Here is a 13,004-nt window from a genome sequence, read left to right as displayed (position 1 = left end):
CCGCGGCCCCCTCGGGGGTCAGTTCGACAGCGTGTACACGCCGGTGCCGGTCGCGGTGGTCACCCCGCCCGGGAGCGCGCAGGCCGAGGGGAGGTTGCTGAGGGTGTAGGAGGCGGTGATGGTGTCCCCGGTGAAGGGGCCCGAGGTGATGGTGCCGCTGTTCACACTGACCAGGGAGCCGTTGGTCTGGAGCACGCGCAGCGCCGTGAAGGTGAAGTGCGAGGTGGTCTTGTCGTTCCAGGTGATGTCGCCCTCGACCTTCAGGCTCCCGGCGGTGCAGGAGAAGGAGTCGCTGGAGCCCTGCGCGGCGATGGTCCCGGAGGTCACTCCCGCCTTCCCGACGCAGTTGTCCAGGGTGCCGGGCCCGTTCAGGGTGACGGCCGCGGGGGTGAGGGTCAGCCCGGGGGTGTACTGCGGGGCGATGGTGCTCGTGCAGGCCAGGTCGACCGCGGTGGCGTGGGCCGCCGACGTGGCGGTGAGCGTGGTGCAGGCGGCGAGCACGAGCGCGGCAGCGCCCGTGGCGGGACGGAGAATACGCACGGGGGCGCCTTCCGGTCGGCGGACGAACGTCCGGGGGTGGCGTTCCCAGGAGAATTACGCTCCCCCGCCCATCCTCAAGCGATCCGGCCCCGCGATTCACGCGAATGAGGTCCACCCGCCAAGTGGCCGAGCCTCCGGTGCCGCACAGGGTCCGCCGGCCGTCCGGGCGGGCCCGCGGTGGGGGCGCGGGCCCGGGCGGGGACGGGGCCGGGGACGGGGGCGGAGGCGGGTGCTCAGATGCAGACGCTGACGCTGAACTCGCTGGGGAACGGTCCGCAGATCGCGAAGCTCAGCTCGGAGATCGCGATCTCCCCGTTCTCGGGGGCGGGGTCGTGCCGGGGTGCGTCGGGCAGGCTCTGCAGGGCGATCACTTGGTCCATGGTCCGCTCTTTCCGTGGGAGGGGTCGTGTCGGTTGCGTCCCGTGCCGTCGTCGGCGCGGGGGTCGGTGGCGGCCGGTGCCGTAGCAGCCGCGCGGTGGCGCGCGCTCAGCCGGTCGAGGCTGAACAGCCGGTCCTGGCCCGCGCCGAGCACCTGGTCGAGGAAGAGCAGGACGCCCGCGCCGCCGCTCCACAGGTCCGCGCTGAACCGCTTGAGCTTCTCGCCGTGGAACCTGACGCCGGTGGCGCCGGGGACCGCGTACTTGAACAGGGCCCGGGCGGTGCGCAGCGCGGAGCGGGCGGATGCCTCGTCGCCGCTGACGGCCGCGTGGTCGGCGAGCGCGAAGCCCAGCCCGGCCAGGCCCTGGTACAGGCCCGGCATGACCGTGTACGTGGTGCGCAGCCGCGGCAGGAGGTCGCTCTCGACGGCGGCGAGGCGCTCGTCCGCGCAGACGGTGGTGTAGCGGCAGACCGCGCGCAGGATTCCGGCGGTGCCGCTGAACAGGTACGGCATCGACCGGCGGTCGGTGGCGGAGAGCGGGAAGTGCGGCGACGCCGACGCGGCGGGCATCGCCCGGTCCAACTCGTGGTGCAGCAGCCGCACCCCGCGGTCGAGATGGCCGGTGTCCCCGGTGACCGCGGCGAGCGGGTGGAGCGCCCAGGCGATGCCGCACCTGCCGTGCAGCCATCCGGTCGGGTCGTCGGGCGCCAGCAGTCCGGCCAGTTCCCCGTCCGCCGGCAGCGCGGACAGCAGGCGCTCGGCGGTGTCGACGTGCCGGTGGTCGCCGGTGTGCTCGAAGAGCGACAGGTGGGTCATCGCCACCCCGGCCGCGCCTTCGGCGAAGCCGGCCCGCCGGCCGGTCAGCGGGTGCTCGGTCGCGGCGGCGAGCAGGTCGCGCGCCTCGTCGAGGTATCCGTGGTCGGCCAGCACCCAGGCGACGCCGGCCAGCCCGACGTGCAGCCCCGGCGGCAGGCTCCCGGCGGTGGCCAGCGCGTCGCGGCGGAAGCGTGCGACGAGGTCCTCGTGCACGGTGACGCCGCTGTGCCGCAGCGCGTGCAGGACACCCGCGGAACCGTAGGCGACGCACACGGTGTTGCTGGCGTACCCGTCGGGGATGGTCGGGAAGAGGGTGTCCGCGCGGTCCGGGTCGGCCATCGAGGTCAGGGCGTCCGCGACCTTGTCGCGCAGATCGCGGAGGTGGCGTACCGGGTCGGCCGCCACCTCCCGCGGGCCCGGCAGCAGTTCCGGGCCGTCGGCCGGGTGGTAGCGGACCGCGCGCTCCCACAGCGCCGGGGGCACGGCCATCCTCTCCTGGAGGTCGGCCCGCAGGTGCTCCAGCGAGCGGGGGTAGCGGTCCGCCGTGGCGAAGGTCGGGCCGAGCATCAGCCGGACCAGCGCCGAGATGCCGTAGTCGTCCTGGACCGCCGGGTCGTCCTGCACCAGGTGGGCGGGGGGCGCGTATCCGTCGGTGGCCACCGAGACGCCCTTGTCCCGCAGCCCGCGCGCCGCCTCGAAGTCCACCAGGCGCGGCTGGTCGCCGTCGCCGACCAGGACGTTGCCGGGGCTGACGTCGCCGAAGAGGTACCCCAGCGCGTGCAGGACCCGCACCTGCTCCGCCAGCGACGCGACGACCGCCTCGCAGTCGGCGGTGTACCGGTCGAAGTCCGGCCGCCGCGCCTCCACCTGGGTCACCGGGCTGCGGGCGACCACCCAGGAGTTGAGCGTCATGCCCTCGATGAACTCGGTGACCAGGAACTCGTGTTCCCACTCGCGGAAGTACGCGATCGGCTCGGGGCAGATCCCGGGGTGCGCGTCGTGCAGCGCCCGCAGGGTGTCCCACTCGCGCCGGGTGCGCTCGACGGCGGTCAGGCCGTCCCAGGAGAGCCCGGTGTGGTCGCGGGCCTCCTTGATGAAGACCTTCCGGCCGGTGGCGAGTTCGCGGCCGGCGTAGGTCCCGCCGCCGTTGCTGTGCCGGACGGCGTGGTCGAAGGCGAAGCCGTGGAAGTCGGTCCCCGTGTCGTCGGGCGCGCTGTCCGGCGCGAACGGGTCGGTGATCCCCTCGGGCAGGTGGAACCTCGGCTCGCGGCGGTCGGTGACGATCCGGCCGCGACCGTCACGCAGCACCGGCGTGCCGGTGCCGTCCGGCTGGAGCCGGCGCCGGGGCGTGAAGGAGCCGTAGCGGTAGTGGACCACCTGGGAGTCGCCGAAGCGGCGGTCGGTGAGGATGAACTGCCCCTGCTCGGACTCCAGTCGCGCGGCGAGCGCGCCCATCAGCGTCCGGGCGGCCCGTTCGTCGGCCGGGTAGGCGACCACGAGTTTGCCGCTCTGCGTGCGGGAGGCGTGCTTGTGCTGGAGCAGCAGCACGAAACGCGTGGCCGCGACGTGCTTGAAGGGGATGCCGCGCGCGAAGCACTCGTCGGCGACCACGTCGAGGACGTCGGCGATCCGGTCGGCGCGGGCCGAGACGTGCACCTTCCAGCCCTGGTCGGGCATCGGCCGGCCCTTGCGCCCCCAGGACCGCCACAGGTAGTGGTCGAAGGACTGCCAGCCGTCCGGGACCTTCGACGGGGCGTACTCCCGGCCGCGGTCCGCGAGGGTCTCGACGGGCCGGTAGTAGTCGGGGTCGGCCATCGCATAGGTCTGTTCGATCATTGCTGCCTCGCGTTTCCCGGACGTGGGTGAGCAGGTGGGCCGTCCGCCCGCGGGGGGCCGGGGCGACGCGTGTCACGGACGCGCCGCCCCGGCAGTGCCTCACGCGCAGAGGAACCAGCTGGCGTCGCTGCAGATGAAGTAGCTGCCCTCTACCTCCTGCTGCTGGTCGGGGGCCGGGATTTCCATCTCCTGGAGGTTCAGCACCTGGCTCATGGGTCTCTCCTGATCTGTCGGGACTTCACGGCTTCCGCGCCGTCGGGTGACGGGCGGACATCTGGGGGGTGCGCGCCGGGGCCGGCGTGACGGCGCGGCGGGCGGCGGGGGCCGGGTGGCCGGCGCGGCGGGCGGGGGACGGTGAACCGGTGCCGCGCGCGAGGGAGTCGACGCTGAAGAGCGGGTCGGGGCGCTGGTCGAGCAGGTGCGAGAGGAAGAGCAGGACACCGGAGGCTCCGCTCCACAACTCGCAGCTGTGGCGCAGCCGCAGGTCGCCGAGGAAGCGGACGCCGTCGCCGCTGGGCCGCGCGTGGGCGAACAGGGTGCGCGCCGACTTCCACGAGGCGGCCCGCGCCCGCGCGTCGTCGAGCAGCCGGCCGCACTCGGCCAGGGCGAACCCCAGTCCCGCCAGCCCCTGGAAGAGCCCGGCGTGCGCCACGTACGTGATCGACGACTTCGCCACGAGCTTCGGTACGGCCATCGCCAGCCGCTCGTCCGGTGCGGCGGCCAGGTGGCGGGCGGCCACGGTGAGGAAGCCGGCGGTGCCGCAGTGCAGGTAGTACATGCCCCTGCGGTCCTTCGCGGAGACCGGGAAGACGAGTTCGCCGGTCCCCGACTCCCGGGCCCGGTCGAGTTCCGCGTGCAGCAGCCGGACGCCGTCACGCCGCAGGCGGTCCTCGCCGGTGACGGCCGCCACCTGCTGGAGGGCGTGGGCGATCCCGGTGCGTCCGTAGCACAGGCCGGTCATGTCGTGCGGGCCGAGCCGTGCGCTCAGCGCGGCCGGCCGCTCGGGCAGGCTCGTCAACTCCAGGGCGCGGTCGAGGTGGTGCTCGTCGCGGCTGTGCCCGTACAGGGCCAGGTGCGCCATGGCGACGCCCGCGGCGCCCCACGCGAGGGTGGCCGAGTCGCGGGTCAGCGGATGGCGGTCCGCCACGCCGAGCAGGGCGCCCGCCTCGTCATGGCACCCGAGGTCGGCCAGCACCCAGGCGATGCCGGCCAGGCCCGAACAGAGCCCGGGCGGAAGGGAGTCGGCCTGCGCCAGCGCGTCCTCGCGCAGCCGCCGGGTGATCCAGTCGGGGACGTCCACCCCGGACCTGCGCAGGGCGTGCACCACGCCGGCGGTGCCGTAGGCCACGCCGAGCGTGTTGGTCTCGTAGCCCTGCGGGACGGTGGGGAAGACGCCCCAGGGACGGTCGGCCGCCGCGTCCACGATGCCCGCCGCGACGCGGTCGCGCAGCTCGGTGAGGGCCTTGCGCTCGTCGGCGTCGACCTGTTCGGGGGTGGGGAGCGCGGCGGTGGCCGCCGCGGTCACGGACGATCCGGCCGAGCGGGTCGCCCGGCGCCACAGCTCCGGCGGCACCGGGCCGCGTTCGGTGAGGTCGCGCAGGAGGTGCGCCAAGGCGCCCGGGTTCCGCTCGGCCGACGGCGCCAGCGGCGTCAGCAGGAGCAGCCCCAGGCGGGCGGCGGTCGCGGCCGGACCGTCCGTGCTCCCCCGTCGGGCGCCACCGGAACCGGCGCTGTCACCGGCGCCCTCACCGGGACCGTCACCGTCACCGTCACCGTCCGGGCCGCTGCCGATGCCCGCGCCGACGAAACCGCCGGTCAACCGGATGCCGTCGTCACCGTCGACGAGGACGTCGCGCGCCTCGACGCGGTCCACCGGCCGGCCGAGGAGCCACAGGCGGTGCAGGTCGCGCTCGATCCGGGCCATCAGGTCCGCCGCCCGCCGGTGGTAGCGCGCCCAGTCGCCCGCCGACGCGGCCGGGTCGGCCAGCGGGCTGTTCGCGACCACCCAGGAGGTCAGCGGCACTCCCTCCACCAACTCGGCCAGCAGATACGGGTATTGACGCCCCGCGACGAAGACCAGCGGGCGCGGGCACAGGCCGGGCGCCTCCTTGTGGATCAGGGTCAGCGCCCGCCACTCCGCGCGCAGCCGATCGGCCGCCGTGCCCCCGTTCTCGGTCGGCCCGGCGTGCGGGAACGCCTGCTTGACAAAGATCTCGGAGCCGTCGAGCACGTTGCGCGCGGTGTACGCATATCCGGCGGTGGAGGCCGCCTTGAGCCGCCGTACCTCGAAGCCCTCGGGTGGCACGGGGGTGGGCGCGGGGCCGTCCATCAGATAGTCCTCGGTGGCCCGCGTGCCGTCCGGGCGGATCGCGGACGCGGCCGGGGAGGGGACGCGGCCGGGCCGTACGAACGACGGGCCCTGGTGCTGCGCCTCTGCCGCCCCCGCCGGCCCGGCCTCGAAGACCGCGGCCGTGCGCAGCGCCCGCAGCAGGTCCTCCGAGGAGGCCGCGTCGGCGGGGGCGGCGACGCAGAACCTGCCCGCCTGCGCCCGCGAGCCGCGCGGGTGGTTCAGATGGCGGTGGACGCTCCGGTTCGCGACGTGCCGGAAGGGGATGCCGCGCGCGAAGCAGGCCGCGGCGAAGGCGTCCAGCGCCGGCTGGAGCTGTTCGGGGTGCGCGGAGGCGTGGACGCGCAGGTCGCCCGCCCCGAACCGCCGCCCGCCGTCGGGCGTCCACTGGGTCCACCACCCGGTCATCGCGGCGGTCCAGTCCGGCGGTACGGTCCCCGGCCGCAGGTGGGGCGCGCGGTCCGCGACCGCGGACGGCGGCAGGTAGAAGTCGGGATCGGCGAAGGTGAACACGTCGACGCTCATGAGGTGACCTCCACGCGGCGGCCGGCGGTGGGTGCCGCCAGATCGGGGGCCGCACCAGCTGCGGGCGCCGCCAAGTCGGGGTGCGGGCCGGGGTCCGCGCCGGCCGCCTCGTCGTGGCCGAACAGATCCCGGTAGACGCCCGGTTGCGCGATCAGCCGGCGGTGGTCGCCGCGCTGGACGATCCGGCCGCGCTCCAGCGCGATGATCTGGTCGGCGTTGCGGACCGCGTTGATGCGGTGCGAGATGACGACGCGGGTGATGGACAGTTCGCTGAGCGCCGCGTCGACCCGGCGCTCGGTCTCGGGGTCGAGGTGGCTGGTCGCCTCGTCGAGCAGCAGCAGCCGCGGCCGGTGGATCAGTGCGCGGGCGAGCGCGACCCGCTGGCGCTGGCCCGCCGACAGCCCGGTGCCGCCCTCGCCCACCGCCGTGTCGTAGCCCATCGGCAGGGCGGCGACGTCGTCGTGCAGCCCGGCCAGCCGCGCCGCCCTGACGATCTCGTCGAGTCCGGCGTCCGGTCTGCTGAGCACCAGGTTGTCCCGGATCGAACCGTCGAACAGGGTCAGGTCCTGCAGGACGGCGCCGCAGTGCGCGCGCAGGTCCGGCAGGTCCAGGTCGGCCAGCGCGACACCGTCGTGCCGGATCTCGCCGCGCTCGGGCAGGTGCAGGCCGAGCAGCAGCCCGCCGAGCGTGCTCTTGCCCGAGCCGGTCCGGCCGACGATCGCCGTCTTCCGCCCGGCGGCGACGGTGAAGGTGATGTCCTCCAGCGTCGGGCGGCGGCCTCCCGGGTAGCGGAACGCGACGTCGCTCAGGGAGATCGCCGAGGACGCCGCCGCGGGCAGCCGGACGGTGCCGGACCGCTCGCGCGGGGCGTCGAGGACGTCGAAGACCCGCTCGACCTGCGCCCTGATGCCCTGGTACATCTGGCCGGAGTTGGCGAACGTCTCGATGGGGCTGAGGACGGACAGCGCGATCGCGTTGTCGGCGAGCATGGTGCCGACGCTCATCCGGTGGGTGAGCACCAGCCACGCCCCCAGCCAGAGCAGCGCCAGCGGCCCGAACATGCTCAGGCCCTTCTGGGCACCGGTCAGCCAGGCGGTCCATCGGCCGCGGTGCGCGCTGGCCGTCTGGTACGTCGTGAACAGCCGCTCCCAGCGGGCGGTGGCGCGCCGCTCCACGCCGTTGGCCTTCAGCGCGCTGATCGCTTCGAGGGCCTCCACGAGGTAGCCCTGCTCCTCGGTCTTGGCCGCCAGCTCCCGCTGCGCGAGAATCCGCGTCTTGCGGTAGCTGCCCGTGACGACGGCGAGTTGGAGCACGAACAGCGGGACCACGGCCACGGCGAACAGCGGCGCGGTCACCAGCAGGCCGATGACGTACCCGGAGAGCAGGCAGCCGTCGAGGACGGTGGTGAGCAGTTGCTGGGTCAGCGCCTCCCGGGTCGACGACACGCTCGCCAGGCGCATCAGCAGGTCGCCTCGGCCCCGGTCGCCGAAGAAGCCGAGCGGCAGGGCGAACAGATGCGTCACGAACTCCCGGCTCAGCCGCTGGTCCCCGCGCACCCGCAGGGCGAGCATCGCCAGGCCGCGGGCCGCGGCGAGCACCCCGCACAGCACCGCGACGCCCACCGCGGCCACGAGGAAGAAGCCGAGCGAGCCCACACGGTGGCCGGGGATGACCGAGTCCACGATGGCCCTGGTCGCCATCGGCGCGGCCAGCCCCAGCCCCTGCAGGCCGGCGGCGAGCAGCGCGGCGAGCGCGAGCCGGCGCCGCCCGCCCGGCATGGCGACGAACTGCCGCAGGTAGCGCACCATCGGCAGGTCCCGGACCGCCGACCGGCGGTGGGCGAAGTCCGGGCCCGGTGCGAAGCGGAGCAGCACCCCGCCGTAGCCCTCGGCGAACTCGGCGCGGGGCAGCCGGCGCCGCCCGGCGCCGGGGTCGGCGATCCAGACGTGGGAGCCCGACACCTTGGCCACCACGACGAAGTGGTGGCGGGACAGGTACGCGATCGTCGGCCCGCTCCGCGGTCGCGCCCACGCGTCGTCGGAGGTGTCCAGCGTCACCCGCAGCCCGAACGTCTCGGCAGCGCGCGCGATCTCGCCGGCGGAGACCCCGTCGCGCCCCATCTCCAGGCGCGCGCGGCTCTCGGGCACCGACGTCTGCCGGCCGTGGAAGCTGAGCACCATCGCCAGGCACGCGGCGCCGCACTCGGTCCTGGTCAGCTGGACGCGCAACGGGACCCGCCGGGCCGGAAGGAGGCGACGCGCGAACGGGGGGAGGCTCATGGCTGTTCCTCCAGGGGAAGGGCGGACGTGACGCTTTCCGGCGCGGCGCGAAGGAGCGGCGACCCGTACCGCGCGTCGGCAGGCCGTGGGGCGGGGCCGACCCGGGCCGGCGCCGTCAACTGCCAGAGCGCCAGGGGCTGTTCGAGAACCGGCGGCCGTTCGAGGACCGGTGGCCGTTCGGCAAGCAGCGGCCGTCCAGCGACCGGCGGCCGTCGACGAACCGGCAGGGCACGGCTCGGCAGGGCACCGCTCGACCGGCCGGCGGGCGGTGCCGGGCGGGCGGGGGCGAGGAGCTTCCGCCCGTTCTCGTCGACTGTCGGCACCAGACCCTCCTCCCTCGTCGTACGCACCCGGTGACGTCCGTTCGTGCGGGTGGGTCGCGGCGCGGCATCTCGGTTCCGGCCGGGCGCCGGATCGGCGCCGGATCGGCGCGACCGGGATCGACGATCGCAGCGGCCCGCGGCACGGACATGCGTGCTGAGCACCCAAGTTCCGCCCCACCCGGCGCCCTTGACGGCCGCGACCGGCGGCGGCCGGACCTCGCCCCGGCGCGCACGCGCGAATGTGGGTGGTGAACGCGCATGCGGTGCGACGGCACCTAGCGGTCGACTCATGGCAGCTACCCGACCGCGACGAGGGAGGCCCCCATGGCGTCGAAGACCCGGCCGACCGCTGCCCGCCCGCTCACCATGCCCTGGGAGCGTCGCGGCCGGCCGGCCCTGACCGGGGCCTGGTGGGTCCGGGCGCTCCGCCTCGACGAGCGCTGCGCCACCGGGTGGCCGGAGGCCGACGACGGGGACGCCGAGAGCGACGACGCCGCGGCCGTGGCCGACATCCGGCTGCGGCGCTGGCGCGACGCCTTCGCCGACCTCGCCGCGGACGCGCTCGACCGCCAGACGGGCGAGTACGGCGGTACGCCCCGGCAGCTCAGGACACTGCTGGCCGAACCGCCCGAGCGCCTCGCGCAGCGCGTGGCCAAGCCCGCGTGGGCCCTGGACGTCGAACGGGTGGCGGCGTCGGTGACGGGAGACCACGGCGCGGAGGAACCGGCCGGCCGTCCCGCCCCCGGCGGAAGCCAACACGGAGCAGGCCAACAGGAGGCAGGCCGACTCGGCAGCTGGCAGCGCGGCTTCGCCTTCGTCGTCGAGCCGTTCGTGCACGAGTCGCTGCGCCGGTTCGACGCCGCGACCGACAACGTCGGCCCGTCAAGCGCCGCGGACCGCGCGGCGGTCAGGGACGCGGCGCGCGGCGAGGTCACCCGCCGTCTCGTACGCCTCGCCAGCCGGGTGCTCGTGCTCGAACTGAACGTCCTGCGCGTCACCGGCCGGCTCGACGGCGACGCGCCCGAGGAGCGCTTCTGGTCGTTCGTCCGGCACTTCCGCCGCCCCGCGCCGCTCGCCGAACTGCTCGACGAGTACGCCGTGCTGGCCCGTCTGCTGATCGCCGCGGCCGGCCAAGTGGCCGCGGTCCACGCCGAGTTCCTCCAGCGGCTCGTCCAGGACCGGCCCGAGCTGGTGCGCCGGCTGTTCGGCGGCGCCGACCCGGGCCCCCTCGCCCGCGTCGAACTGGCCAAGGGCGACACGCACGGTGGCGGCCGTTCGGTGGGCGTCGCCACCTTCGCCTCGGGCGCCCGGGCAGTCTACAAGCCCCGGCCGCTGAGCATGCACCGCCACTTCAACGACGTGATCGACTGGTACAACGGGCGGCTGCCGGGCCCGTCCCGGCTGCGGACCCTGACCGTCGTCGACCGCGGGGAGCACGGCTGGGTCGAGTTCGTCGCGCCGGCGCCCTGCGCGGACGGCGCCGCCGCGACGCGCTACTTCCACCGCCAGGGCGCGCTGCTCGCGCTCCTGCACAGCCTGGGCGGCGTCGACTTCCACTTCGAGAACCTGATCGCCGTCGGCGACCAGCCCGTCCCGATCGACCTCGAATCGCTGTTCTGCGCCGACCTGCCCCGCTCCTACGGCAGCGCGACCCTGGACGGCGACCCGGCGGTGACGGCGTACCGCGAGTCGGTGGGCCGGGTCGGCCTGCTGCCCTCCGTCGTGGTCGGCGCCGACGGGCAGGCGTTCGACGCGGGCGGCATGGGGGGCGACGAGGACGCGGCGCTGCCGTACCGGGTGGTGGACTGGACCGGGGCGGGCACCGACGCGATGCGCCTGGACCGGGTCCAGCCCGTCCTCGGCAGCGTCCACAACCGGCCCCGGCTGGACGGCGCAGACCTGGACGCGGTGCGGTACGCGGGCCCACTGCTGGACGGCTACCGCGAGGGATACGCGGCGATCGCCGCCGGACGCGGCGAACTGCTGTACCCAGGACAGCCGTTGCCGACGAGCGAGGCACGCACGTCGCGCGAGGCGCCCGCCTCGCCCGGCGAACTGCAGGCGCCGGGCGGGCCGTTGGCCCCCTTCGCGGGCGACCTCGCGCGTGTCATCCCGCGGCCCACCCACGAGTACGCCACGCTGCTCGCCGAGACCACGCACCCGGACGTGCTGCGCGACGCGCTCGACCGGGACCAGGTGTTCGGCGTGCTGTGGGCCAGGGCGGCGACCGATCCGGCCCGCGCCCGGCTGGTCCGGCACGAGGTGGCCGATCTGTGGGCGGGCGACGTCCCGCTGTTCACCGCCCGCGGCGATTCCCGTGACGTGCGCACGGCCGGCGGCGCGGTCCTCGCGGACCTGCTGCCGGAATCCGGCGCGGCCCTGGTCGGGCGCACCCTGGCCGGGATGGGCGGGCGCGACCTGGACGACCAGCGGTGGATCGTGGCGGCGCACCTGGCCACGCGTACGAGCGGCGCCGAGCCCGGACCGTCGGGCGACACCGCCGGGTCCGGCCGGGCCCTGCCCGAGCAGGGCCTCCTGCCACCGGACCTGCCCGAGCGGGCGTTGTCCGCCGCGCGGGCCGTCGCGGACCGCCTCGAAGCGTCGGCGTACGCGAGCGGGGGGCGGCTCGGCTGGCTCGGGCTCGACCTCTGGCAGGAGTCGCGCTGGTCGGTGCGGCCGCTGGGCGTCGATCTGTACAACGGCTACGCGGGCATCGCCCTGTTCCTGGCGCAGCTCGCCCATGTCACGGGCGAGCCCCGCCACGCCGACCTCGCCCGGGGAGCCCTCGGCCCGGTCGCGGGTTACGCGCGGGAGGTGCTCGACGCCGGCGGTGCGCACGAAGCCGAGGCGATCGTGGGGGCGTTCACCGGGATGAGCGGGGTGGCGTACGCGCTCGCCTGCTGTTCCGCGCTGCTCGGCGACGCGTCCGCGCGCGCTCTTGTCGCGCCGCTGCTCGAACTCGCCCGGGAGCGCGTGTCGCAGGACGTCGCCCACGACGTCATCAGTGGCACCGCGGGCTGCCTCGCGGTCGCCGAGGCCCTGTCGTCCGATCACGGATGGGCGGCGTACCGGCCGGCCGCGCACCGGCTGGCCGAACGCTGCGCCGAGGCGCTCGTCGCGGGCGCGGTGCCGGCCGGCGACGGTGTCGGGTGGCCGGGGACGGCGCACCGCCCGCTGCTCGGTTTCTCGCACGGTGCCGCGGGCGCCGGCTGGGCCTTGCTGTCGTACGCCGCGCGGACCGGTGACGGGGGTGCGCGCGCCACGGGCCTGCGCGCGTTCGGCTACGAACGCGGCGCGTACGACGCGCGGTCGGGCAACTGGCCGGATCACCGCAAGGCGGAGCCGAGCAGCCAGCACTCCTGGTGCCACGGGGCGCCCGGTGTCGGCCTGGCCAGGGCCGCGGTCCTGCACGCGTACGCACGGGCCCCCGAGGCACCCGCCTTCGTGGCGAACCTCGCGGACCTGCGGCGCGCGCTGGACAGCACCGCCCGGTTCGGCCGGCACCGCAACCACAGCCTGTGCCATGGCGCGTTGGGGAACCTCGAACTGCTCTCCGCCGCAAGGACGTTGGGGACGTCGGTCAGCGCGGATGGCGCGGGCGGCGCGGATGGCGCGGATGGCGCGGATGGCGCACACCACACGGCGGTTCAGCTCGCCTGGTCCCGGGAGGCGTCGGCCGCGGTGGCGCAGATCGAGCGGGACGGGCCGGTCTGCGGAACGCCGGGCGGCATCGCGACGCCGGGGCTGATGACCGGTCTGGCCGGGATCGGCCACGGGCTGCTGCGGATCGCCGCGCCCGAACAGGTGGCCCCCGTACTGCTGTTGGCGCCGCCTCCACCGGTTTGAGATCCGCGGACGGTCCCCGTCCTGGGCCCGCGGGTCGGCAAGCGCGCATCCGCCGGGAGTTCCCGGCGATGTTGCGGCACCACATCCGGCACCACCAGAGAAACGAACGAAAG

The 13,004-nt window shown here is 75.3% G+C and carries 6 protein-coding genes; 1 reads left to right on the top strand and 5 read right to left on the bottom strand.

What is annotated here, in order from left to right; translation table 11 throughout:
- Window positions 1-18 precede the first annotated feature (18 nt).
- The 5 genes from OG370_RS38825 to OG370_RS38805 all read right to left on the bottom strand — a co-directional run bounded on the left by OG370_RS38825 (window position 19) and on the right by OG370_RS38805 (window position 8,722).
- Window positions 19-540, bottom strand: a complete 522-nt coding sequence (locus tag OG370_RS38825) for a hypothetical protein (protein WP_328472795.1) — start codon at window positions 538-540, stop codon at window positions 19-21.
- 233 nt (window positions 541-773) lie between these two features.
- A complete protein-coding gene (locus OG370_RS38820) occupies window positions 774-920 on the bottom strand; it encodes a hypothetical protein (RefSeq protein WP_328472793.1) in 147 nt (48 codons plus the stop codon).
- Window positions 908-3,571: a class III lanthionine synthetase LanKC gene (gene lanKC, locus OG370_RS38815; protein WP_328472791.1), complete on the bottom strand. Its 2,664-nt coding sequence runs from the start codon at window positions 3,569-3,571 to the stop codon at window positions 908-910. The genes OG370_RS38820 and lanKC overlap by 13 nt, the downstream gene beginning before the upstream one ends.
- Window positions 3,572-3,809: 238 nt before the next feature.
- A complete protein-coding gene (locus OG370_RS38810; RefSeq protein WP_328472789.1) occupies window positions 3,810-6,443 on the bottom strand; it encodes a lanthionine synthetase C family protein in 2,634 nt (877 codons plus the stop codon).
- The gene (locus OG370_RS38805; protein WP_328472788.1) at window positions 6,440-8,722 is read right to left on the bottom strand and encodes a peptidase domain-containing ABC transporter; all 2,283 of its coding nucleotides are present in this window, start codon (window positions 8,720-8,722) and stop codon (window positions 6,440-6,442) included. Before OG370_RS38805 ends, OG370_RS38810 begins: the two co-directional genes overlap by 4 nt.
- Window positions 8,723-9,369: 647 nt before the next feature.
- Here OG370_RS38805 and OG370_RS38800 point away from each other — a divergent pair.
- The gene (locus tag OG370_RS38800) at window positions 9,370-12,891 is read left to right on the top strand and encodes a type 2 lanthipeptide synthetase LanM family protein (RefSeq protein ID WP_328472786.1); all 3,522 of its coding nucleotides are present in this window, start codon (window positions 9,370-9,372) and stop codon (window positions 12,889-12,891) included.
- The last annotated feature ends 113 nt before the right edge of the window (window positions 12,892-13,004 follow it).

This window comes from Streptomyces sp. NBC_00448 (assembly GCF_036014115.1).
Classification (GTDB): domain Bacteria; phylum Actinomycetota; class Actinomycetes; order Streptomycetales; family Streptomycetaceae; genus Actinacidiphila.
The sequence above is the reverse complement of the archived record's forward strand: the minus strand, read 5'-3'. Positions and strand labels throughout refer to the sequence as shown.

Excerpts from the sequence above, each read along its gene's own strand:
- OG370_RS38820 (WP_328472793.1), bottom strand. The coding sequence starts at position 920 with ATGGACCAAGTGATCGCCCTGCAGAGCCTGCCCGACGCACCCCGGCAC.
- lanKC (WP_328472791.1), bottom strand. The coding sequence starts at position 3,571 with ATGATCGAACAGACCTATGCGATGGCCGACCCCGACTACTACCGGCCC.
- OG370_RS38810 (WP_328472789.1), bottom strand. The coding sequence starts at position 6,443 with ATGAGCGTCGACGTGTTCACCTTCGCCGATCCCGACTTCTACCTGCCG.
- OG370_RS38805 (WP_328472788.1), bottom strand. The coding sequence starts at position 8,722 with ATGAGCCTCCCCCCGTTCGCGCGTCGCCTCCTTCCGGCCCGGCGGGTC.
- OG370_RS38800 (WP_328472786.1), top strand. The coding sequence starts at position 9,370 with ATGGCGTCGAAGACCCGGCCGACCGCTGCCCGCCCGCTCACCATGCCC.